This window comes from Pullulanibacillus sp. KACC 23026, assembly GCF_029094525.1.
GTDB lineage: Bacteria > Bacillota > Bacilli > Bacillales > Sporolactobacillaceae > KACC-23026.
In genome coordinates this window covers 4,420,928-4,443,268 of sequence record NZ_CP119107.1, presented here as the reverse complement: position 1 = coordinate 4,443,268, position 22,341 = coordinate 4,420,928, and the positions used below count along the sequence as shown (strand labels likewise).

22 protein-coding genes and 1 riboswitch are annotated in these 22,341 nt (G+C 37.3%); of the genes, 19 read left to right on the top strand and 3 right to left on the bottom strand.

Annotation, left to right across the window (positions count from 1 at the left end; genetic code table 11):
• The first annotated feature begins 114 nt into the window (after positions 1-114).
• Positions 115-201, top strand: a riboswitch (cyclic di-GMP riboswitch).
• A 119-nt stretch (positions 202-320) separates the two neighbouring features.
• The 14 genes from folE to PU629_RS20555 all read left to right on the top strand — a co-directional run bounded on the left by folE (position 321) and on the right by PU629_RS20555 (position 13,945).
• On the top strand, positions 321-890 hold the full coding sequence (gene folE, locus PU629_RS20620) for a GTP cyclohydrolase I FolE (RefSeq protein ID WP_275281899.1): 570 nt from the start codon (positions 321-323) through the stop codon (positions 888-890).
• A 14-nt stretch (positions 891-904) separates the two neighbouring features.
• On the top strand, positions 905-1,723 hold the full coding sequence (locus tag PU629_RS20615) for a 6-carboxytetrahydropterin synthase (RefSeq protein WP_275281898.1): 819 nt from the start codon (positions 905-907) through the stop codon (positions 1,721-1,723).
• A 6-nt stretch (positions 1,724-1,729) separates the two neighbouring features.
• The gene (locus tag PU629_RS20610; RefSeq protein WP_275281897.1) at positions 1,730-2,422 is read left to right on the top strand and encodes an SDR family oxidoreductase; all 693 of its coding nucleotides are present in this window, start codon (positions 1,730-1,732) and stop codon (positions 2,420-2,422) included.
• A 12-nt stretch (positions 2,423-2,434) separates the two neighbouring features.
• On the top strand, positions 2,435-3,391 hold the full coding sequence (locus tag PU629_RS20605; protein WP_275281896.1) for an ATP-binding protein: 957 nt from the start codon (positions 2,435-2,437) through the stop codon (positions 3,389-3,391).
• A gap of 59 nt (positions 3,392-3,450) precedes the next feature.
• On the top strand, positions 3,451-4,539 hold the full coding sequence (locus PU629_RS20600) for an alpha/beta hydrolase (protein WP_275281895.1): 1,089 nt from the start codon (positions 3,451-3,453) through the stop codon (positions 4,537-4,539).
• Positions 4,529-4,765, top strand: coding sequence for an acyl carrier protein (locus PU629_RS20595; protein ID WP_275281894.1), 237 nt, complete (start codon positions 4,529-4,531; stop codon positions 4,763-4,765). The genes PU629_RS20600 and PU629_RS20595 overlap by 11 nt, the downstream gene beginning before the upstream one ends.
• Before the next feature lie 4 nt (positions 4,766-4,769).
• Positions 4,770-6,209, top strand: a complete 1,440-nt coding sequence (locus PU629_RS20590) for a class I adenylate-forming enzyme family protein (RefSeq protein WP_275281893.1) — start codon at positions 4,770-4,772, stop codon at positions 6,207-6,209.
• A 13-nt stretch (positions 6,210-6,222) separates the two neighbouring features.
• Positions 6,223-7,830: a methyl-accepting chemotaxis protein gene (locus PU629_RS20585; protein ID WP_275281892.1), complete on the top strand. Its 1,608-nt coding sequence runs from the start codon at positions 6,223-6,225 to the stop codon at positions 7,828-7,830.
• 12 nt (positions 7,831-7,842) lie between these two features.
• Positions 7,843-8,163 carry an STAS domain-containing protein gene (locus PU629_RS20580; RefSeq protein WP_275281891.1) on the top strand — a complete coding sequence of 107 codons (321 nt, stop codon included), beginning with the start codon at positions 7,843-7,845 and terminating at the stop codon, positions 8,161-8,163.
• On the top strand, positions 8,163-8,966 hold the full coding sequence (locus tag PU629_RS20575) for a PP2C family protein-serine/threonine phosphatase (protein WP_275281890.1): 804 nt from the start codon (positions 8,163-8,165) through the stop codon (positions 8,964-8,966). Before PU629_RS20580 ends, PU629_RS20575 begins: the two co-directional genes overlap by 1 nt.
• Before the next feature lie 44 nt (positions 8,967-9,010).
• Entirely contained in the window at positions 9,011-11,059 is a 2,049-nt protein-coding gene (locus PU629_RS20570) for a FapA family protein (protein ID WP_275281889.1), read from the top strand.
• Positions 11,060-11,082: 23 nt separating this feature from the next.
• The gene (locus PU629_RS20565) at positions 11,083-11,394 is read left to right on the top strand and encodes an STAS domain-containing protein (RefSeq protein WP_275281888.1); all 312 of its coding nucleotides are present in this window, start codon (positions 11,083-11,085) and stop codon (positions 11,392-11,394) included.
• Positions 11,391-11,516 carry a hypothetical protein gene (locus PU629_RS20560; RefSeq protein WP_275281887.1) on the top strand — a complete coding sequence of 42 codons (126 nt, stop codon included), beginning with the start codon at positions 11,391-11,393 and terminating at the stop codon, positions 11,514-11,516. Before PU629_RS20565 ends, PU629_RS20560 begins: the two co-directional genes overlap by 4 nt.
• A 635-nt stretch (positions 11,517-12,151) precedes the next feature.
• Positions 12,152-13,945: a C40 family peptidase gene (locus PU629_RS20555; RefSeq protein ID WP_275281886.1), complete on the top strand. Its 1,794-nt coding sequence runs from the start codon at positions 12,152-12,154 to the stop codon at positions 13,943-13,945.
• Between the two features lie 85 nt (positions 13,946-14,030).
• Here PU629_RS20555 and PU629_RS20550 read toward each other — a convergent pair whose 3' ends face one another.
• The 3 genes from PU629_RS20550 to PU629_RS20540 all read right to left on the bottom strand — a co-directional run bounded on the left by PU629_RS20550 (position 14,031) and on the right by PU629_RS20540 (position 17,026).
• Positions 14,031-14,921 carry an AEC family transporter gene (locus PU629_RS20550; RefSeq protein WP_275281885.1) on the bottom strand — a complete coding sequence of 297 codons (891 nt, stop codon included), beginning with the start codon at positions 14,919-14,921 and terminating at the stop codon, positions 14,031-14,033.
• A gap of 219 nt (positions 14,922-15,140) precedes the next feature.
• Positions 15,141-16,040, bottom strand: coding sequence for a 2-hydroxy-3-oxopropionate reductase (locus tag PU629_RS20545; RefSeq protein ID WP_275281884.1), 900 nt, complete (start codon positions 16,038-16,040; stop codon positions 15,141-15,143).
• A 212-nt stretch (positions 16,041-16,252) separates the two neighbouring features.
• Positions 16,253-17,026, bottom strand: a complete 774-nt coding sequence (locus PU629_RS20540; RefSeq protein ID WP_275281883.1) for a DeoR/GlpR family DNA-binding transcription regulator — start codon at positions 17,024-17,026, stop codon at positions 16,253-16,255.
• Between the two features lie 278 nt (positions 17,027-17,304).
• Here PU629_RS20540 and PU629_RS20535 point away from each other — a divergent pair, with 278 nt between their 5' ends.
• From PU629_RS20535 to rpiB, 5 genes are all read left to right on the top strand, one after another.
• Complete coding sequence (locus PU629_RS20535) at positions 17,305-18,126, top strand: sugar phosphate isomerase/epimerase family protein (protein ID WP_275281882.1); 822 nt, start codon at positions 17,305-17,307, stop codon at positions 18,124-18,126.
• Positions 18,127-18,193: 67 nt separating this feature from the next.
• Positions 18,194-19,195 (top strand): dihydroxyacetone kinase subunit DhaK, encoded by a 1,002-nt coding sequence (gene dhaK, locus PU629_RS20530; protein WP_275281881.1) that lies wholly within the window; start codon positions 18,194-18,196, stop codon positions 19,193-19,195.
• Positions 19,196-19,207: 12 nt separating this feature from the next.
• Positions 19,208-19,855, top strand: coding sequence for a dihydroxyacetone kinase subunit DhaL (dhaL, locus tag PU629_RS20525; RefSeq protein ID WP_275281880.1), 648 nt, complete (start codon positions 19,208-19,210; stop codon positions 19,853-19,855).
• A 253-nt stretch (positions 19,856-20,108) separates the two neighbouring features.
• Positions 20,109-21,386 carry an MFS transporter gene (locus PU629_RS20520; protein WP_275281879.1) on the top strand — a complete coding sequence of 426 codons (1,278 nt, stop codon included), beginning with the start codon at positions 20,109-20,111 and terminating at the stop codon, positions 21,384-21,386.
• Between the two features lie 359 nt (positions 21,387-21,745).
• Positions 21,746-22,210, top strand: coding sequence for a ribose 5-phosphate isomerase B (gene rpiB, locus PU629_RS20515; protein ID WP_275281878.1), 465 nt, complete (start codon positions 21,746-21,748; stop codon positions 22,208-22,210).
• Positions 22,211-22,341: the final 131 nt, after the last annotated feature.

The window sequence follows — 22,341 nt, the reverse complement described above, 5'->3', positions numbered from 1 at the left end:
AGGAAGCAAAGACTTAATTTATTTATTTAATCATGCCTCTTCCACAAACTACCAACAAAATTATATAAAGTTTTCATGGTTATATGTCGATAAAAACATTATAAAAAATTATTCCTTCGATAATGGCAAACTTACTGAAAGGTAAGGACGCAAAGCTGCGGGTCTAAGGCTTTTATAAGCTATGACAGTCGGGTTACCGAAAAGGGTGTTGGGTATCTTCATAGAATAGTTATCCTTTATTGCAATAACTATTCTATAATTTTAAAAAATCCACCAATCCTTTTTGGTGGATTTTTTATTTAAATATGGGGGATCTAAAAATGACTGTTGAATTAAAAAAGGACTTAATAGAAGAACATATCAAAGAAATTTTATCCTTAATTGGTGAAAACCCTGATAGAGATGGTTTACTTGATACGCCAAAGCGTGTTGCCCAAATGTACAGGGAGGTATTTGCGGGTGTAGGCGTTGCTCCTGAAACGGCACTCACTACGACATTTGAAGAAAACTATGATGGGTTGATTGTTGTCAAAGATATTAATTACTATACGTTTTGCGAGCATCACCTCATTCCCTTTTTTGGAAAAGCTCATATAGGTTATATCCCAAAGGGCAGAGTGGTTGGACTAAGTAAATTTGCAAGATTAGTTGAACTTGTTTCCAAACGGCCACAAGTTCAAGAACGAATGACAACGCAAATTGCGGATGCTATTATGAATGTTTTGCAACCAGAAGGTGTCATCGTAAGTGTTGAAGGTCAGCATCTATGTATGTGTGCCCGCGGCGTTAAAAAAACTGGGAGTGCAACTGTCACAACCATAAAGAGAGGGGTCTTGAAAACTGACTCCACTTTCGTACAGGAATTTGAGAATGCTCTTAAAAGAGATTAATAGGAGGGACTTTCATGATTTACCTCTCTAGGAAGATGATATTCTCGGCTGCTCACTCTTACTCCATCAGTGAATGGAGTGAGGAGAAAAACAGACTCGTTTTCGGTCCATGTAGCCATTTGAATGGACACGGTCACGATTACACACTAGAAGTCATGGTAAAAGGAAGATTAGATTCGAATTCAGGAATTGTGGTTAACATCACTGATATTCAAAAAATAATGAATGAATTAGTTGAAAAAGAATTGGATGGGAAGTTCTTAAATAAAGAGAATGCCTATTTTAAAGAGCATATTCCGACGACTGAGAATCTGGTCACTTATATATGGAATGAATTGGAATATCAATTTTCTAATTGTGACCTACACAAAATTACATTAAGGGAAAATGACTTTCTGTATTCAGAAAAGGAGAGCTTGCCTATGGTGCATCTTACAAGAAAATATCACTTTAGTACAGCACATCGTTTACATAGTGATTTGTTAAGTGAGGAAGAAAACATAGAGATTTTTGGTAAATGTAATAATCCATATGGACATGGCCACAACTACTACCTTGAGGTAACAGTTAGTGGAAAGCCGGATCCTATCACGGGAATGGTAACCGATCTCGGACAACTTGACAAAATTGTGGAAAACAATGTTTTGAAAAAATTTGACCATAAACATCTAAATTTAGATACTGACGAATTTAAACACTTAAATCCTACTTCGGAAAATGTTGCAGTTGTCATTTGGGATTTATTAAAGGGTGATCTTGATCAACTTTATAAAATTGGACTCTATGAAACTGAAAAAAACTACTTTGAGTATTACGGAACGGATAGGGAGTAGTTCATTATGAATAATGAAAATCAGTTAACGATCGCTATAACTGGATCAAGTAAAGGAATAGGAAAAGCAACAGCTGAACTGCTTAGGAGAGATACAGTTAATCTTGTGTTAGGTAGCCGTAGCAACAAAGAAGTGGAAACCAATCAGAGTCTTGAACTGTCTCTAGACGTGTCTGATGAAAATTCAGTCACAAACTTTTATCAAAGGGCTACTCAAAAATTTGGAACGATTGACATCCTAATTAACTGCGCTGGACTAGGGGAATTTGAAAATGTGCTAGATTCTTCTACCAAAGCCTTCGATGACATGTTAGCAGTGAATTTACGTGGTACTTATCTCACATGTAAATACTTTGGGAAACACATGGTCGAAAATGGAAAAGGTTTAATTCTTAATCTTATTTCAATTGCAGGGACAACTGCACTACCTGGATGTGGAGGCTATTCAGCCTCAAAGTTTGGTGCGTTGGGTTTAACGAGAGTCTTGCAAGCGGAGCTAAGAACTAGGGGTGTTCAAGTAACCGCGATTCTCCCTGGGGCAGTAAAGAGTGATTTTTGGGATGAGATTGAACCAAAGCCAGATTTCTCAAAAATGATTCCTGCAGAAACAGTTGCTCAACACTTGATTAATATAATTAATCAGCCACTAGGAGCCTTTATTGATGAGATCACACTAATGCCACCTCTAGGAATTCTTTAAGGAGGATTTTTAATGAGGCGGTTCCTAAATCTTTTAAAAGAAAAACCAAAAGTTCCACTAAAAGAAGATCCAATATCTGCTCCGTCTCTACCAGATAATATTTCTTATGACGAATTGATTTATAGGACCAAGAGAGGTTTTTTAGCTAAAAAATTGGCGTCCTACCTAGAAATGGATCAAAAGGACTTGAATGAAATTTATTTTTTATCACTATCAGAAAATACTTTCGAGAATGACAAAAGTCCGTATCATCAATGTATCTACTGCAGTGAATGTTTATTAGGCTGGATAAAAGAGGGGGATGAGGTTCAAAAGAAGGTTGATGAACTGCCTGTAAATAACCAGGTTAAAAATGCCATCCTTAAAGTTTATGATCTTAATAAAATTCATTTCAAGAATCAATCCGTTCAAACTGTGCGTTCTTCACAAAATGAATCCTTTGATAAATGGAAGATTTATCGTGATGTCATCTATTCGGCAACCCAAGAAAAATTATTACTTATAAGTAAAGAAGAGGCAGAGGCTTTAAAAGACGGAAGCGTGATAGTTAAAAATGATATCAAAGTGATTTCAGATATTCCAAAAAGTCGGTTGGAAGTTAAAACAAGGCTTGAATTTGCTGGATACACTAAATCTGAATTGATGACCTGGCTATTGGTGATATCAGAGGCTATCACCAATACACTTAAGCACGCTGAAGAAGGAAAGTTAACAGTCATTGAAAATCAGGAAAAACGAGAACTGAGAGTAATCGTAGAAGACAAGGGTTCGGGATTTGATTTAGAAAATTTACCTAAAGCAACCTTGATGGCTGGCTATTCGACAAAAAAGTCATTGGGTCAAGGGTTTCAATTAATGCTTAAATTGTCAAAACAAGTTTTACTCTATACCTCTAATCTAGGTTCAACAATTATTTTAACATTTGAAACCAACAATAACGAAGGCGTGAGAAATGGAACAGGTGGCTAATACGCTTCCATAGCCAAACAAGAGGATCATTGTATTCAAAGAAAATGAAGGTGAAAAGAATGGGGAAATTGCAAAATCAGGTTAATCGACTTACACCAGAAGTAACCATTAAAAAGACCATCTTTGCCAGTGTTATGGATAATGGATTTTGGGAACGATGGATTGCTCATGGAATAGATCAAGAATTCATCCTAAAGAACAGGGGCAAGATGACGAATCTAGAAAATTGGGTAGAAAAGTTACAGGAAAAGGCCTTAGAGCATTCCTTGGTTGCAAAGAAATTACAAGATTCCGGGGATTCTCTTCAGTCAGAGCTTAATTATCGAATAGCAGCCCTTTATTATAATCTTATTCAGTGGGTGTATCCTGAACCTAGTGGTGATAAGGCAAAGTGGTATGGATTATGTCTGGAACAATTTAGTCTTGCAGACCGTGTATCAATGGACAAGATTACTCATCACTCACTGATGCTTGATGGTAAGAAATACGAAGGTCGAGTGCGTATACCGGGAACAACACCTAAAGGGGTAGTTATTATTGTCACCCCAACTGATTCTACAAAAGAGGAAATGTTTACATATGAATCGGATTTCGCTCGAAGCGGCATGGCGGTAGTCAGTTTCGATGGAACTGGCCAAGGTGAGACACTTATTATAAATGGTCATAAGGCAGATCAAGCATCTTGGTATAAGTTAGTCAGAGAGCTCGTTGATTTTGTTCATAATTTGTTTCCGAAACTCTCGATCAATCTTTTTGGGTGTAGTTCAGGGGGATCTTGGGCAATTGAAGCTAGTAGACATCCACTTGTTGCAAAGACGGTAGCTGTAAGCCCTGCGCCTAGACATCTGATAAATATTAGCCTTCCAGATTACTTTAGAGAACGTCTCCACAACATGTTGGCAGATTTCGATGCAGGCAGTCTGCCAGTATTAGATGATGTGACTGAGATTAATAACATGTTAATTATTCATGGGGGTAAAGATTTAATGGTGAAGGGTGACGATCTATACGAGCTATATAGTCGATTCTCACCAGAAAAACGGTTTATCGTCTATGAGGAAGAGGGACATTGCTGTAACTTCAAATTACCGGAAATCCGCCGTAGAGCTTCTAATTGGTTCAAGGGAGAGGATATAAATGACATTTGATGAGTTCTGTTTGGCTATGTTTTCTCTGTTAGAACAAGACTCTGTACATGTTTGTGAAACGACAAGTTTAAAAGAAGAACTTGAAGTGGACTCTTTACAGATGGTGAATTTCATATCCTGCCTAGCAGACTCCTTCAACATTCCATTTGATCACTTCATTGAGAATGCAAATAGGCTCAATACTGTTGGTAGCTTGTACGAAGTGGTAAGGGAAGGGGTGGAGTGATGATATGAGTCTATTTGAAAGAGTATTAGCAGGATTAAAGGAAAGTAATTCGTCTTTAACTACATTAAAGTCAAATTATACAGCCGGTGATTTACAGGCTATTGTATCTAAATATGAGTCGATGTTACGTCCTTTAGATATTGCGGGGAAACGGGTGGCTCTATTAGTTCCTGCAATTCAAGAATATATCCCGCTTTTTATGACTGTAAATAAGCTCAGAGGGGTGACAGCGCCTTTAAGCTGGCAATTTCGGCAAGAAGATTTGCAGAATGTCTTGGATTTTCTTGATCCTCATATTATTTTCACTGTTAATGAACATACTGGATTCAACTTTTCAGAGGCTGTAACAAATTGGGCCAAAGATAAAGGGAAAGAAGTTTTGGTTTTCACTTCTGATAATTGTATCTCCTGGGAAACCCGGCTCTTCCAAGGTGAGTCAATCGGCTTGGAGACATCTTCAGGAGAGATCATTTGTTTTACTTCAGGAAGTACAGGCATACCAAAAGGGATGGTGTTTAAAGAAGAGGTAGTAGACTACTCATTTAATCATGTTTCTGAGGCGTTGGAATTAAAGCCTACAGATAGGGTCCTTGTTTATGCTTCAACCAGTACCATTTTCAGCTTGTATTCTATGGATTCTGTATTAAAAGCAGGGGCAAATCTTTTGGTGGCTAATGAATTTGACTTGATTAAGATCATAGACATGATGAAGAATTCTAACTGTAACAAAGTTGCCACGACCCCCTCTGTTTTTAAGGCGCTTTATACTTTTGCAAGTAAATTAAATCCTGAAGTTTTGACGGATTTGGAATTGATCTGTTTTGTAGGAGAGAAGATTCCAAACCGCTTAATAGATTCATTCCCACTCATGGGAAACAGCAAGTTTATCTCACATTATGGAAGTTCTGAGACTAGTGCGCTTGCTAATGCTCTCCTAGAGAGAGAGTCAAAGGAACTAGAGTATGAACTAGTTGCTGGTGCACAAGCGAAGGCGGTTGAAGGTGAACTATATGTTATAACAGAGGCATTATTTTCTGGATATTACGGGAACCCTCAACTAACTCAAGAGGTGTTTGAAGATAGCTGGTATAAAACGGGGGATTTAGTTGAGTTTCTAGATGATAAGAGATTTAAGATAGTTGGAAGGAAGAAAGATATCATTAAAAAAGGTGGACAGCAGGTCGTTCCAAGTGAGATCGAACAAATAATAGCCACTATTAATGGAGTAAGAAGCGTTGCTGTGGTCGGTTCAGCACATCCGATCTATGGCGAACAGATTGTGGCTTTCGTAGTAGCGGATGGTCTCACATCTGCAGATATTCGAAATTATTGCATAGGAAAAATTTCTGCTTATAAAGTACCAGATAAAGTGGTTTTCATTGATAAAATGCCATTAAATCAAGGGAAGACCGATAAGTTGAAGTTAAGAGCTGTGCTAAATTAGGAGGACCGGTTTAATGGCAAAGAAACAGAAGAAAAATGTCAGTAATACCTTGCTGAAGCAGTTCACAACAAGGATGCTAGTGGTTCTACTCGTCATTTTAGGGGTATCTGGAATCGTTCAGTATTATTATTTAAATTCTATTATTGATTCGAACGTTAGAGTAGAATCTTCAAAAGTCAGTGCTAGTATCGAACAGGGAATAAAAGAAACAGACACAGCGTCACGCTCAATCGAAAATCAAATAGATCTAAAGCTAAAATTGGTAGCTCAACGTATTAGTGACCGACTTGGTAATCAGTCAGTTAATACAATAACTAATTCTGAGTTAGCTCAAATTAGTAAAGATTTTGGGATTGGCGGAATTACCATTTTCGTGCAAAAAGGTGACGATATTGTAGGGGTAAGTTCTACTACGCCGAGCGATATTGGTTTTAGTTTTAAAAAGTTTCTTGGAGCAGATAATCATTCTCTGCAATCTCTTATAGATTTGTTGCACGGTAAGCCTGTAATTAGGGATGAAGAGTCCTATGTTGATTCTAATACAACTATTTTACCCATTGCGCCATCAGGTTCTAATAAAAGTAATACACCTATTTTTTATAAGTACGGTTATTATCATGCTAATGGTTCAACCTATATCATCAATCCTTTTATTAAAGCCAACGAAGTTTACCAGTTTACACAATCGGTTGGTCCCAATTCATGGATTAAGACTGTCCTAAGGACAAATAAAGATGCTAAAGAAGTAGCGGTATTGGACCCGAAAGTGTATGCAGATCCGTCTTTACTTAAGAATAAGTACAACATGTTGAAAAAGGTAGAATACGGAGAATTTAATTCTGAAACTAAGAAAGACAGTTCAGTTATTGCTAGTATGGTTAAACACCCTCAAAAAGTATCTTATATTGAAAAGCAAAACGGGTTTTCTTATTATAAGATGTTCATCCCTATGAAAGATGGCAAAGTGATCTATGTCGCCTTAGATTACAATCGAATGAGTGCACCATTGAAGAATATGTCTTGGATTCTTCTTGTGTTTAGCCTATTATCCCTTTTAGCTCTATTTGTACTTGCGACACGCTTCTTTAATTCTATTTATAAAAACATCCAAGCCATTATGACTCAAATTAAGCAATTAGAAGTTGGGGACTTTACAGCTCGAAGTATTGTAACAGATACTGGAGAGCTAGCAGATCTTTCCGCAAGTACAAACCATATGACTGAGACATTAAATGAAGTTTTAAAAGATACAACTAAACATGCAGAAAAGGTGCAAAGTCTTGCCTTAGCCTTAAAGTCTGACACAGATAATTCTGTCGAAAAAGTGTATTCACTATCTATAGATCTTACTTCCAGAGCTAGAGAAGATAATTTTGAGGTTTCCAACTTCCTAGATATGTTGGAAGAGAAGACTAAGTTAATAGAGGCTAAGTCGGATAGGGAAGAAATAATGAATAGAATCATGACTATTAAAGAATTATCTAACAATCGTACGGAATCTACAACGGACATCACATTGACTCTATCGGATTTAATCCAATCCTTGCATAACCAATCAATAGAACTTTCAGATATCTCCGGTTCATTATTTAATAACATGTATCAGTTCAAATTGAAATGAGGGGTGAATCTAATGGAATTGTCGATTCAAAAAGAAATTAAGGACACTACAACAATCCTACACTTAGATGGCATCCTTGATATCACGACAACAAATTTAATTGAACTGCACCTACAAGTATTAGAAGAAGATATCCAGCTGTTAGTGTTTAATTTTACTTCATTGGAATTTTTAGATTCAACGGGAATTGGTTCGATCATCAATGCTATTCACTTATCTCAAGAAAAACAATTTAAGCTTAAATTTGAAGGGGTGAATGAGATCACAAATGAAGTGTTTGAGATGGTAGGCATCTATAAAATTTTAGAGGCCTTACAAGGAGAGTGTAATTAATGGTTTATGACGCACTTTCCATTCCATTTCATTCTAATTCTTCACCTGAAATAGATAAAAGCTTACAACGAGAAATAAAATTGGCCAAAAACATTCAAATGACATTATTAAATGGTAAAGTTCCTACATTTAAAGGCGGTAAAGTTTCTGGACAAACCTTACCAGCACGATTAATCGGGGGGGATTATTATGATTTTTATCCACTTTCGAATGGAACTATTCGCATTGTAATAGGGGATGTGATGGGAAAAGGGATCCCAGCCGCTATGCTTATGATTTTGACAAGGGGGGCCTTTCGCAGTGCCGCCGGAAGTTGCAAAGGTCCGGGGGAGACACTAAATGCAATTAACCAAGCTCTTTATGATGACTTAAGGGCGTTAGGATCGTTCGTCACATTGTTTTGTGCGGATTGGGATCCCTCAAAGAGGATACTAACCTATGCGAATGCAGGTCACAATCTCCCTTTACACATCAATAATGAAAATAACGTTATTTCATCTTTACATAAAACGTCTGGAATTATGATAGGCGGTCTTCCTAATCAAACCTATCAGGAGGGCAATATACAATTAAGATGTAACGACACTGTGTTTTTTTATACGGATGGAATTGTAGAGGCAAAGAATGAAGAGGGTGAACAATTTCAGCTAGAACGACTTATTAACACACTAACTGAGCACAAACATGAAAGTGCTGAACTAATAGGGCAGCGAGTAATTGAAGCGATTAATAGCTTCACAAAGGATCTTCCGCAAAAAGACGATATTACAATGGTGCTTTTAAAGATTAGTGAAAATATGTGAATACAATAGATTTTAAAATCCCCAGATTTCTTAGGAGGATAACTATGCAAAGTATTGTTTCTAGGGGAAAAAATGTTAAAGAAGCAATTGGTCTTGGTTTAAAATTGTTGGGGGCTGATAGTAATAATGTCGATGTAGAGATTATTCAACAAGAGTCAAAAGGGCTTTGGGGTATTGGAGCCAAAAGGGCAATTGTAAAACTCTCCGTTAAAAGTTTAACTGTAATTAAGGCTGTGGATCTATTGGAGCAGACTTTTAATGAGGAAGGTGATCCGCACATTCAAAATGCTCAACTAGAATTTGAAAAACATGAAGGTAGGATTACTGAAACTCGGAATAGACGTGGGGGTAAAGTGTGGGTTAAGGATGGTCAACTTTATTGGAGCGCATCTCCCACCCATTACCCTACTGTTTCTGTGTGTAACAATGTAAAACTTCTTAAGAATGGTAGAACTGTTAATGATTCAACTGTAGTCCTAACTGATAATGATTCGTATGAAATTGTTACAACTAATGAAGAGATGGATACGGTTTGGAACATTGTTTTAGACCCAAATAAATTAAGTGCTCTCCTTGTTGTTAAGCCAGGGTATAAGATAACCCGAAATGTCCAGGATATGAGCCCTGATGTCCATCTGGCATTAATCGCAATGGAGAATAAACAAGTTTATAATTCTCTTTCATTTGAAAAAATCATGAAAAGATTGGAATTTTTGAGGATTAAACAAGGGATTAATCAACAAAACATTCTGAATGCCGTTCAAAGTACGGAGGCCGGCAATTTTGAAATTGCTACTGGAATAAAAGCAAAAAATGGTCAGGATGGCTGGATTGAATTGAAGGTTGAAATTGATAATACACAGGGCTTACAAGTAGATGAGCAAGGAAATGCGGATTTTAGAGACAGTAGAATAAATTCAACTGTAGATAGAGGGGACATTATTGCGGTTATTCATCCCCCAGTTCCTGGAAAACTGGGGCTAACCGTCACAGGTGAACCATTACCTCCGAAGCAGACCTTTCCAATAGATTTAAAATTAGGGAAAGGCGCTACTTTAGTTAAGGATCAAATCGTTGCAATAGAGTCTGGCCGCCCCAAAGTTATTATAGATGGAAGGCGTGTTAATGTAAGTATCCTACCAAAGTTGGTCCATCCAGGTGCTGTGGATCTAAAGTCTGGAAATATTCAATTTTCAGGGGATGTTGAAATTATAGGTCATGTTAAAGGACAGATAGAGGTTGAAGCAGATGGAGATATTTTAATTCAATCAACCGTAAATTTTGCAACAGTTTCATCAAAAGGTGCAATTGTTGTGAAGAAAAATATAGCGAACTCAGAATTATCTGCTGGTAGAAATAATTTAACAATTGCAGAATGCGGACATATGTTAAGTGGACTTTACCAACAAATTGATCAAATGAATGCATTAATAAATCAACTCAGGAACTCAACCGCATTTAAACAGACTGACCTTGATAAAAGAGGTTTACAGCCCTTAATAAAATTATTATTAGAAAAGAGGTTTAAAAGTATTGTTCCGCTTGCGAAGCAGTATGTTGAAGTGGCCCTAAAAGACAAGGAACAATTCGATTCGGATGATTGGCAGTCTATAGCCCTATCTTTAAAACAAATATTTCTATCTTTAACTAATCAATTAATTACTTATGAGCGTTTATTAGACATAACTTCAAAAATGAAAGAACTGCTTGAATGGAGCAAATCTCCTGTTGAACCTCAATCATTTATTACAATTTTTAGTATTTTAAATAGTAAGCTTTATAGTAGTGGGAATGTTTCCGTGATTGGGCAGGGGAGTGTTAATACCATAATCCATTCTGGAGGTTTAATAAAAATTTATGGTGTTGTACGAGGTGGAGAATTATATGGAAAACAAGGCATTGAAATAAATGAGGTAGGTTCAGAAATGGGAATTAGAACTGTCTTGGCAGTCCCTTTAGATCAAAAAATTAAAATAAAGAAGGTACTTGGAGGAACCGTTTTAAAAATTGGTAATATCAAATATACCTTTAATGAAATCCGGTATGACGTTGAAGCTTATTTAAACCATAGTGGAGAAATTATAATCAATTAGAGCTAAAGGAAGAGGGAGTTAAAATGCTTCAGTATAAGCTTAGGAAAGAGGAAGACCATCTTGTTATAGCATTTGAAGGGGATTTAGATATTGAAGCAACAGAACTTTTTAATGATGAAATTAAACCATTAATAGGTGATTTTTTATCAGTAAATTTAAATCTAAGTCAAGTTCCATTTGTTGATTCATCTGGAATGGGTTTATTAATTGACTTAGCTAGAACAATTAAGACATATGAAAAAAAGCTGACTATATCAGAGGTTGAAGAAAGCGTCTTTGAGGTATTTGAGCTACTTCAATTACCTGACATTTTAGGAAGAGAAACATTTATTTGAGTGGTATTGAATGGGCTGAAGAACTTGTTAGTCATGCACCGATTACCGTGGAAATGGTTAATCAGTTCGTCTTCACTAACGGATCTATAAGAGGCTGGGACAAAACGAAACTAACTGACTGAAATTCCGAACAATAAATTATTATAAGTATAGAAACAATTAGGAAGCGTAGTCAAAATACGGAGACTCCACCGGGAACAGCACGTGTCCGAAGACCCCGCAAACAAGCGTTTTCCTTGCTGAGGAGGCTTGGGCCAGCCCGCGGAAAGCGACGTATTTTGACTAGCGTTTCATCAATGACTTAACTTATAAATGAAAAACCGAATCCATCACGTTAAAAGGTGTGAATAAGTTCGGTTTTTTCTATTTGTAAACTACTTCTGTCCCATCCTCATTTTTAATTGAATTTAGAGATATTTTTCTATCTCTATTGAGAACTCGTCATATAAATAACGTTTTTTCTGAAGGATCGACTACTTTCTAATTATAAAGAGGTAGTCTTTTAATGTTTTTAAAAGTTGATGCTGCGATTTTTTTGGGAAGAATGACCACTTAGCGAGCAACATCGGATCTTTTATAGCAGGTTTTGAATGATTCAAGTAAATATTCTGTGACGAAGGGATCATGTAAATCCTTATATAGCATTAAAAGAATGGTTTTCAATTAAGTTGAGAACTATATGGATATAAAGAGGCAAGGGGTAACGGATTTAGTGAGAGGTTGGCTAAGAAACTAAGGTATAGGAGGAGAAAAAAGGATGGATATTCTCAATTACAAACTAAGCTTGCTCCATCCAGATCGTGATGAATATGAATTAGTGATTAATCTTGATGGCTATACAATGGAGTTTGCGGAGGAGCTAGGAACGCTATCAGAAAAAAGAAACAATCTGGTTGATACAGCAAAGCAAATTATTAATGAACGGTTTCCTAAAGTTAAAGTCACGATGATAAAAGTTCTGGTTGGTGGCATGGCGATCACATCCATTCCACTCCTTGGATCCGCTCCACTAAAAGCAAAAGCAGCTGAATCCACCTCATCGACACCTATAAAAAGTGAAACCAATCAAAAAACGGAAACAAACAAGAACTCTGATTCAATTTATTATAATGTTTCAGCTGGTGATACGCTTTGGATCATTGCGGGAAAGTTTAATACCACCATAGATAACATCAAACAAGCCAATCATCTGACATCCGATTCGTTGCAAATTAATCAGCAACTTATTATTCCGATGGCGTTTCATATTGTTGGAACAGGCGATTATTTAACGGTCTTAGCCAAGGAATATAACATTTCTGTTGATGCCATTAAAGAAGCGAATGGACTTACAAGTGATAGTACCTATCTAGGGCAAACCTTAATCATTCCTCAAATGATTGGAGACCAACAAACCCCAGCTGCACCTTCTGTAACTTCATCCTCTACCCAAAATACGACCTACAAGGTTGTATCAGGTGATAGTCTATCTGTCATTGCCAAAAGATATAATGTTACGGTCGACGCCATCAAACAAGCGAACCAGTTAACAAGTGACACGATTCAAGTTGGTCAAACGTTAACTATTCCAACGAATGGAGGCACTGTGCCAACTGCTGCTTCAGCGTCAACTACAACGACAGCATCGACTCAGTCCTATACAGTGGTATCCGGTGATAGTTTGTCTGTCATTGCCAAAAGATACAATGTTACGGTTGACGCCATCAAACAAGCGAACCAATTAACAAGTGATACAATTCAAGTTGGCCAGACTTTAACTATCCCAGCGAGTGGAGGCACTGTGAGCGCTGCCTCTTCAGCATCAACGACAACGGCAGCATCGACTCAGTCCTATACGGTGGCATCTGGTGATAGTTTGTCTGTCATTGCCAAAAGATACAATGTTACGGTTGACGCCATCAAACAAGCGAACCAGTTAACAAGTGACACGATTCAAGTTGGTCAAACGTTAACTATTCCAGGGGGACAAGCATCAACAGTTAATAGCACGGCTGCTACAGACAGTAATTTAAAAGGTATTCAGCAGAGCCTAGAGACATTGGGGTATTATACCGTCACTACTATGACGGGGACCTATGATTCACCCACCCAACAAGCCATTAGGAACTTTCAATCAGATTATGGACTTCCAGTTACAGGAACAGCGGACCAAGCTACTCAGACGGCCATTAGCCATGCTGTTGTCAAAAAGTCTTTGATTAGTGATACTCAGAACTACATTGGAGTGCCTTATTTATGGGGAGGGACCAGCCCAAAAGGATTTGACTGTTCAGGGTTTGTCTACTACATGTTTAATCAGCAGGGTGTCACGATGTCTCGGAACACGTCTGCTGGGCTTTATACTCAAGGACAAACCATTGACAGGGCAAAACTCGAGCCGGGAGATCTTGTTTTCTTTGCAGTCAATACGCCGGGAACGATTTCTCATGTTGGTTTTTATATAGGGAACAATGAATTTATTTCAGCGACGAGTTCAAAAGGGATTGCCGTTTATTCAATGGATAATTCCTACTGGAAGAGTTATTATGTAGGAGCAAAACGTATTTATTAGGATTGCTCAAATCGCCCATTTAGAGGCGGATAGATAGTGAATCCTCGTTACGCCTAATGGGTCTTGGTGTCACGAGGATTCCTTATTAAAAAAGATACATAAGAATAGGGATCGTGAAAATGGAGCATAGAGTCGTCATAAAAGTCCCTTTTGTAACCAATTGGATATTCCCGTTATACTCCAAACAAAGCATAGAGACATTACCAGCAGTAGGCAAGCTGGATAAGATCACCGTTATTCCAAGGATCATAGAATTGTGGATAAAGAAATGAAGAATGACCCATAACACGGCTGGATAAACCACAAGTTTTAAGAGAGTGTAGAGGTAGATGGTTTTATCTTGGAAAACATCCTTCAAATTTACCGTTCCAATTGTTGAGCCGATAATGATCATGGCAAGAGGGGTCGTAATGCTTCCAACAGAGGAAATCAAATTCGCAATGGGAGACGCAATTGGCAGGTCAAACATGAAAATGCCAATCGCACAAAAAGCTGACAGAATCCCTGGATTAATCATCTTTTTGAAGTCCCAGCTTTGCTTATGCTCTTGCAGCACCGAAACCCCGTAGGAAAACAAACTGATATTAAAAACCATCATGAAAATCGAAACATCAAAAACAGCCTTATTCCCATAAATACTTGATACGATCGGAATGCCCATAAATCCAAGATTACTGTAGTTCAGCATTAATTTATAGGTGTTATCCAGCTTTAATCTATGAACAAAGAAATGGCTGAAAAGCGGTGTTATGATAAAGACGGCGGCCGCTAATAATAAGACAACCATGACCTGCATTCGATTTTCGATGGATTGGCCAATAGAGGAACTGATAATGGTCGCAGGAATCGTTACATTTACAAGGAATTTCGATATATTTTTGTCGCTGTTTCCATCTAAGACCTTGCCTTTTTTACAAATAAATCCTATTGCCATTAAACCAAATAATAAAACGAGTTGAGATAATATATTATTCATAGCCGTTCCTTTCTGTTTAGTGCAATTTGTTATCAATCGGATTATATGCCTAAAACCAACATAAACTTAAAAGTATAATGCAGACAAAAAAAGGTGAGGAAAATGGGCTTCCTCACCTTTTTAGTTTAGGCTATAGCTTTTGATTAAGCAATTACTTAAAAAGAAAATATGGAGATTCTGAAATTCATTTGAAATTTTTGGAATCAGTGGGAGGAACGCTTATTGAAGTTTACCGCCTTTAGGTGTTTGATGATTTGCCATTCTTTCAAAGAAATCAATAATAAAAGAATGGTCCTTTGTTGCATGACCGTTTGCAATTTCAGAACTGAAAATTTCTTTAACAAGATTGGTGACAGGAAGTGGAACTCCAAGTGCATTGGCTGTTGATTGCACATTGCCCAAATCTTTGAAGTTAATTTCAATGCGTCCGCCAGGTTCAAAATCTCTTTCAATGATTTTGGGCATTTTAGCATCTAAGACAGCACTGCCGGCTAATCCACCGCGAATGGCTTCATATAATTTATTCAAATCAATCCCAGCTTTACTTGCAAAGACAGCCGCTTCAGATACGGCAGCAAGATTAATGCTGACAATAATTTGATTGGCTAGTTTAGCAACTTGTCCAGCGCCACTGTTACCGACATGGACGATATTTTCACCCATTGCTTGGAATACTGGTAAAACTGTATTAAAGGCTTCTACTTCTCCACCAACCATAATCGATAGTTTACCACTAATTGCCATTGGCTCCCCACCGCTAACAGGTGCATCTAGAAAAAAGATATCCTTTTCCTTGAGCTGGTCTGAAAAAGATTGGGCATCCGCAGAGGAAATGGAACTCATGTCAATCACAATTGTATTAGATTTAGCATTGGCAGCGATACCATCTTCACCAAAAAGAACTTGAGAAACATGTTTTGCAGCAGGAAGCATGGTAATAATGACATCAGATTTCTCAGCAATTTCTTTATTTGAATTGCAAGCATATCCGCCTTGAGCGGCTAATTCATTTACCGCAGTTTTATTTAAATCCAATAGATATGTTTCGAATCCATTTTTAATTAGATGGCTAGCCATTGGCTTACCCATTATACCTAGTCCGATAAAACCAACTTTCATTTTAAAAACCTCCAATTAACAAATATTGTACACTTTTATTTTAACTCCAGATTATAAAAATGTATATAGCGTTTTATTTCGTTTTAACAGAAAACGTAAATTTCCGAAAGATAAATGCATAAAACGATTAAATTTGATTATAAATATTATAAATATCTAAAAGCAGAAGAGGTGCTTTTACTTATAAATTAAGAGAGTGCTATCTTGTGGATTTATTTAGCCACAATAATTTTTACAGTTTCCATTAAAGGATGGGTTGCCATCTTATTATCTATTTCTCTATCAGTAATGATGATATCAATTTGGTTTGTCTCCGCAAAAACAGCACTTGAATTAGACCCAATCTTTGTGTGATCGAGTAAGGCAATAACCATATGAGCTTTGTTTACTAACCCACTTTTCAATTGAACTTCATATAAGTTAAAATCGGTTAGCCCAGCTTCAGGGGTAAATCCATTAGCTGATGTAAACATAATATCAATATTAAATTGATCAACTAAGTTCAATCCCAGTGTCCCTTCAACAGAAGAAGCACCCTTTGTCATCATTCCACCTATAAGAATCACGGTTATTTCTGGACTCTCATTTAATTCCAAAGCAATAGCCGCACTGCTAGTCACAATGGTTATTCGTATGGACAATTGTTTTAACAGGTGGGCAAGCTCTAGAGCGGTGGAGCTTGCATCAAGTAATATGCATTGTTTTTCTTTAATAAATTGAACGGCCTCTTTTGCAATTAATACTTTTTCCTTTTGATTTCTCTTTTGCCGAGCGGAGAAACTTGTTTCGCTATTTGTATTCTCATTAAGAATGGCACCTCCATGGGTTCGGGTTAGAAGGCCTTCTTTTTCCATATTATTAAGGTCTGAACGCAACGTTGCTTCTGAGACGACAAGGCTGTCAGCTAGTTCATTTACGGTTAAGCGCTTTCTTGCTTCTAGAAGTTCAAGTATCTTTTTTCTTCTTTCCATCACAAACATTTTCATTTTATTCCCTATCCTTTCATTTTCAATTCTATTGTATTTAGAGTTTAATAGCAATAATAACGATCAATCTCACTGCCGTTTTAAAAACAAACAGTTAAATAACCTTTCGTTTTTATTCGAAAAAAAAATAAACGAAAATATTATTGACAAAATGATAATATATAAATAAAATTGAAAGCGTACTCAAGGAAAAAGTGGTTTTAACAAGTTTTGTAGATTCGTTGAACAGTAAATGAAATTCTAACTGATCAGGAAGATGACATAAGGAGGCAGACTTCATGGCTATTAAATTTGGTTGTCAAGGTTCAACATGGATGCTTGATTATGATATCGAGGCAGATATGTTAGATAAAATAATGGATGATATTAAAAATGGTGGATTTAAAGGCTTGGACATGCAAGTGGCTTTACTGGGAAGATATAAAAGTGATCCTCAGCGTCTTAAAGAGGAATTGGATAAAAGAGGACTCGAATTGGCGGCATTAACCTTGCCGACTGCTTTTATAGGGGGGAAAGAATCGCCAACTGAAAGAGAAAATACAGATTATTATTTGAATTATTTGAAACAGTTCCCAGGTGCTAAATTAAATGTGCCATCAAGGGTTGGACCAAATCGTGATAATTTATTACAAAGACAAAAAGAAATTATAAAGGGTGCTAACGAACTTGGTAAGCGTGCATATGAAAATGGGATTACGGCTTCCATGCATCCTATTTCTTATAAAACATCCTATTGGAGATTTGAAGAGGATTACAAAATCCTTCTCGAAGGCTTAGATCCAAGATATATGGGATATACCCCGGATGTTGGTCATATTATCTTTGGCGGTATGGATCCAGTTAAAATTTTCAAAGAGTACTTACCTCTTATTAAACACGTCCATTTCAAAGATGCATCTAAAGCTTGTGAGTGGAAGAAGATGGGCGAAGGTGACATTGATTTTGCTGGATGTGTTCAGGTTCTTGTTGACGGCGGCTACGATGGTTGGATTATGGTTGAAGAAGAAACGCCAGAAGCACAGCTTCAAACCACTGAAACCATTGCTGAAATTGGAAAGTATGTAGAGAAAAACTTATATCCACTACTCACTTCTAAATAAACTGAGGAATGCAAGAACGCAGATAGAAAGTTGATTGAAAAATCTTATAAGATAAGGAGCACAAATAGTGAAAAAGCTAATAAATGATCCTAAATATGTTGTAGAAGAAATGCTTGATGGCTATGTTAAAGCTCATCCAACGTACATTCGCCGATTACCTGAGAATGATCGTGCCTTGGTAACTGCTCGAAAAACAGTTGAAGGCAAAGTTGGCGTCCTTATAGGCGGTGGTTCAGGACATGAACCTGCGTTTATGGGATATGTTGGGGACGGAATGGCAGATGGTGTTGCCGTTGGTAATATCTTTGCTTCTCCACCGCCCGCTCCGATTTTAGAGGTGACAAAAGCGATCGACAAAGGTGCCGGTGTTGTGTACCTTTACGGAAATTATGCTGGGGATGTCATGAATTTTGGAATGGCTGCTGAATTAGCTGAGATGGAAGGCATTCGTGTTGAAATGGCTTTAACAACAGATGATGTTGCTTCAGCTCCAAAAGAAGAAAAACAAAAACGTCGCGGTATTGCTGGTGAGTTATTTGTATACAAAATGGCGGGTGCGGCAGCTGACCAAGGCTACAATCTAGAAGATGTAGCAAGAGTTGCACGAAAAACCAATGAAGTGACACGTTCAATGGGTGTTGGTTTAACACCTTGTTCATTACCACAGACCGGTGAAGCAAGTTTTGAAATTGGCGACGATGAAATGGAAATTGGCTTAGGGCACCATGGTGAACCAGGTGTTCGTAAAGCAAAGGTAGCTCCAGCTGATCAAGTTGCGGATGAACTATTGAATACCATTTTTGAAGATATGCCGGTAGAAGAGGGATCAGAAGTTGCGGTTTTAGTGAACGGTCTTGGATCTACACCGCATATGGAACTCTATATCATGTTTAGAAGAGTTGAACAGGTTCTTAAGGAGAAAGGGATTACTATTTATCGCTCCTATGTTGGGAACTATATCACATCCCTTGAAATGGGTGGCTGTTCAATAACCATTACAAAGTTAGATGATGAACTTAAAAAGATGATTGACCATCCAGTTGATTGTCCGATGTTTGTTCAAAAGTAAGGAGTGAATTATATGAAACTAACGGCAAATGAATTTAAAGCTTCTTTTCAACAATTTGTTGAAGTCATTGAAAATGAAAAAGATTATCTCTGTGAACTTGATCGGAAATTAGGTGATGGAGATCATGGCGTCACCATGTCAATTGGTTGGCAGGCTGTTAATGAGAAGTTAAATAACGAGCTAGCGGATGAAACAGATTGTGGGAAGATTAGTTCTACTATCGCTATGACATTTTTGAATGCGGTTGGTTCCTCAGTAGGACCTTTATATGCAACCGGATTCCTAAGAGGATCAAAAGCAGTGGCTCAGAAATCTGAGTTGACTGATGAAGATCTCACCAATTTCTGGATTGCCTTTATTAATGGCGTGAAAGAACGCGGTCAGTCTAAAGTGGGCGATAAAACAATGATTGATACATTAGAACCCGCGTTACTGGCACTTGAAGCCAATTTTGCCGAAACTCAAGATTTTGTGACTTCATTTGAGAAAGCGGTTGAAGCCGGAGAAGAGGGAATGAAATCGACAATCGATATGGTTTCAAAACTTGGCCGGTCGAGCCGTTTAGGGGAACGATCAAAAGGGGCACAAGATCCAGGTGCAACGTCCGCTTATTTACTTTTAGATACTTTCCATACGTGTGTAAAACAACACCAATCATAAGTGGTATATAAAGTTAAAATTTTTTTAAACCCATTATTGATCGAATTTTAACGGATACCTTTTTTGAAAATCCCTATTCTCTTAATATAAATATGCTTAAGAGAATAGGGAGATAAACAATTCGATTCAAGAGGCAAGTGTAAGCAAAATTTGATTGTTGAACTAACTTCGTTGTGAAAGCGCATTCTCATATGGGCTATAAGAAGTTATTTATAATAGTTAGTTTGTATAGGACAACAAAGGAGAAATTGACATGAATAAAGCAATTCCTAAAGGCCGTTGGCTGCACATCATCCCACCAGCAATTTTAGTCTATATAGTAGCATTTATGGATCGCTCTAATATTTCATTTGCTCTTGCAGGTGGAATGGATAAAGAGCTTCATATGACCGCCACATTCGGTGGATTAGCAGCTGGTATTTTCTTTGTAGGTTATTTGTTTCTTCAAGTACCAGGCGGACTCATTGCATCAAAAGGGAACGCCAAGCTATTTATAGCATGTACAATTATTGTTTGGGGCGTTTTAGCTATTATTTCTGGTTTCGTTCAAAATCCAACTCAATTATTAGTTGTACGTTTCCTTTTGGGAGTCGCAGAAGGTGGCGTGTGGCCAGCGGTTTTAGTTATTCTTGCTAACTGGTTTCCGCGCGAAGAACTTGGACGTGCGAATGCTTTCTTTTTAATGAACCTTGCAATTGCTTCAATTATTACAGGCCCTCTATCTGGATGGATATTAAGCTTCTCATCATGGAGAGATGTTTTCATTATTGAAGGAATTATCTCTTTAGCCCTTATTTTGGTTTGGTTGCCACTTATCAGCAATCGTCCTGAGGATGCAAAATGGATTTCTAAAGAAGAACGCGATTATCTTGTCAACAAACTCCGTGAAGAACAAGAAGAATTAAGTGCCAGCGGAGGGGCAAAAGCTTCGTTTAAAGATATTTTTGCGAATGTGAATATGTGGAAGTTAATTCTTATTTATTTCTTCTATCAAACAGGTATTTATGGGTTCTCTTTATGGCTTCCTACAATCATTAAAGGATTGACAAATTCTGGGATGACTGGCGTTGGACTTTTAAGTGCTTTACCTTATATTGGTGCTATCTTTGGTCTGTATTTCTTCGCTAAGTTTTCAGACAAGACGGGTAACCGTAAGCTATATACTGCACTTCCAATGGCGGGATTTGCCATTTGTTTAATTCTTGCAGTCGTCTTCCACCATCAGGTTTGGGTAGCGTTTGCCTTCTTGGTTGGTTGTGGTGTATTCGTTCAATCTGCAAGTAGTATTTTCTGGACCATGCCGCCACTTCTTTTTAAAAATGAAGTGGCAGGCGGGGCACGTGGTGCAATCAATGGTATTGGAAACTTAGGTGGTTTCTTAGGACCATACCTCGTTGGTTGGTTGACAACCGTAGTGAACCAAAATGCAGGTATTTACAGTTTAGTTATCTCATTAGCAATAGGGTTCATTCTGACTATGACGCTTCCAAAAGTAACATCCGGAAAAGCAGAAAGTAAGAAAGCTGCTTAAACTAGAATTGTCTAAAAACGTTAGGTTAATAGGGAAAAGGCAGGAACTGATTACTAAGGGACCTGTCTTTTTCTATAAGAAAATCCGCTCCTTTTTTTTCAAAATACGAGAGTCAGGCAGATGATTATGAATGGATAAAGGAAATATATTTTATAAAAATATAGAACCGCTTTTGTTATTTATAATCCAAAATTTTTATCGTCCTCATTAAAGAGTTGATAAGATAACGACTTTTTTTGAAAAAACGACCTGGTGCGTTTTTGGTAATTTTCGTTTATTTTCGTTTTTGAAGAATTTCGTTGACATAAACGAAAACAAGTGAAATAATATGATTATAAATTGACGATAGGAGTGAAATTATGAAAATTGGAGTTGGAGCAGATCATAATGCGTTTGATTTAAAGGAAGCAGTAAAATCATATATTGAGAGCTTGGGACATGAAGTTGTGGATTACGGGTGTTATTCAAAGGATGCTATTGATTATCCTGGAGTAGCGTTTAATGTAGGAACTGAAGTTATGAAAGGGTCAGTCGATAGAGCTATTTTATTCTGTGGAACAGGAATTGGGATGGCGATCGCTGCAAATAAGGTTCCTGGTATTCGAGCAGCACAGTGCCATGATACTTACTCTGCAGAACGTGCTCAGCTAAGTAACAATGCCCAAATCATTACTATAGGTGCTAAAGTTGTTGGCGAAGAGGCAGCAAAGAAAATTGCCGAAGCTTATTTGAGTGTCTCTTTCCAAGGAGGGAACTCAGGAAGAAAGATTGATCAAATAATGGATAAAGAACAAGAGTTCCTTAAACAAGGTTTTGGTTGTTAATTAGGAAATAAGTATTTATTGCTTAATCTAAGGGTTTGTTATAAAACGATTAATTTAATAAAATCAGACGGTATTCGATACAGATAACTGTAAAGGAAATTGAGAATACTATTCGAAGGACTGTATAACTA

Coding starts and splice junctions, on each gene's coding strand:
- folE (WP_275281899.1), top strand. CDS start 321: ATGACTGTTGAATTAAAAAAGGACTTAATAGAAGAACATATCAAAGAA.
- PU629_RS20615 (WP_275281898.1), top strand. CDS start 905: ATGATTTACCTCTCTAGGAAGATGATATTCTCGGCTGCTCACTCTTAC.
- PU629_RS20610 (WP_275281897.1), top strand. CDS start 1,730: ATGAATAATGAAAATCAGTTAACGATCGCTATAACTGGATCAAGTAAA.
- PU629_RS20605 (WP_275281896.1), top strand. CDS start 2,435: ATGAGGCGGTTCCTAAATCTTTTAAAAGAAAAACCAAAAGTTCCACTA.
- PU629_RS20600 (WP_275281895.1), top strand. CDS start 3,451: ATGGGGAAATTGCAAAATCAGGTTAATCGACTTACACCAGAAGTAACC.
- PU629_RS20595 (WP_275281894.1), top strand. CDS start 4,529: ATGACATTTGATGAGTTCTGTTTGGCTATGTTTTCTCTGTTAGAACAA.
- PU629_RS20590 (WP_275281893.1), top strand. CDS start 4,770: ATGAGTCTATTTGAAAGAGTATTAGCAGGATTAAAGGAAAGTAATTCG.
- PU629_RS20585 (WP_275281892.1), top strand. CDS start 6,223: ATGGCAAAGAAACAGAAGAAAAATGTCAGTAATACCTTGCTGAAGCAG.
- PU629_RS20580 (WP_275281891.1), top strand. CDS start 7,843: ATGGAATTGTCGATTCAAAAAGAAATTAAGGACACTACAACAATCCTA.
- PU629_RS20575 (WP_275281890.1), top strand. CDS start 8,163: ATGGTTTATGACGCACTTTCCATTCCATTTCATTCTAATTCTTCACCT.
- PU629_RS20570 (WP_275281889.1), top strand. CDS start 9,011: ATGCAAAGTATTGTTTCTAGGGGAAAAAATGTTAAAGAAGCAATTGGT.
- PU629_RS20565 (WP_275281888.1), top strand. CDS start 11,083: ATGCTTCAGTATAAGCTTAGGAAAGAGGAAGACCATCTTGTTATAGCA.
- PU629_RS20555 (WP_275281886.1), top strand. CDS start 12,152: ATGGATATTCTCAATTACAAACTAAGCTTGCTCCATCCAGATCGTGAT.
- PU629_RS20550 (WP_275281885.1), bottom strand. CDS start 14,921: ATGAATAATATATTATCTCAACTCGTTTTATTATTTGGTTTAATGGCA.
- PU629_RS20545 (WP_275281884.1), bottom strand. CDS start 16,040: ATGAAAGTTGGTTTTATCGGACTAGGTATAATGGGTAAGCCAATGGCT.
- PU629_RS20540 (WP_275281883.1), bottom strand. CDS start 17,026: ATGAAAATGTTTGTGATGGAAAGAAGAAAAAAGATACTTGAACTTCTA.
- PU629_RS20535 (WP_275281882.1), top strand. CDS start 17,305: ATGGCTATTAAATTTGGTTGTCAAGGTTCAACATGGATGCTTGATTAT.
- dhaL (WP_275281880.1), top strand. CDS start 19,208: ATGAAACTAACGGCAAATGAATTTAAAGCTTCTTTTCAACAATTTGTT.
- PU629_RS20520 (WP_275281879.1), top strand. CDS start 20,109: ATGAATAAAGCAATTCCTAAAGGCCGTTGGCTGCACATCATCCCACCA.
- rpiB (WP_275281878.1), top strand. CDS start 21,746: ATGAAAATTGGAGTTGGAGCAGATCATAATGCGTTTGATTTAAAGGAA.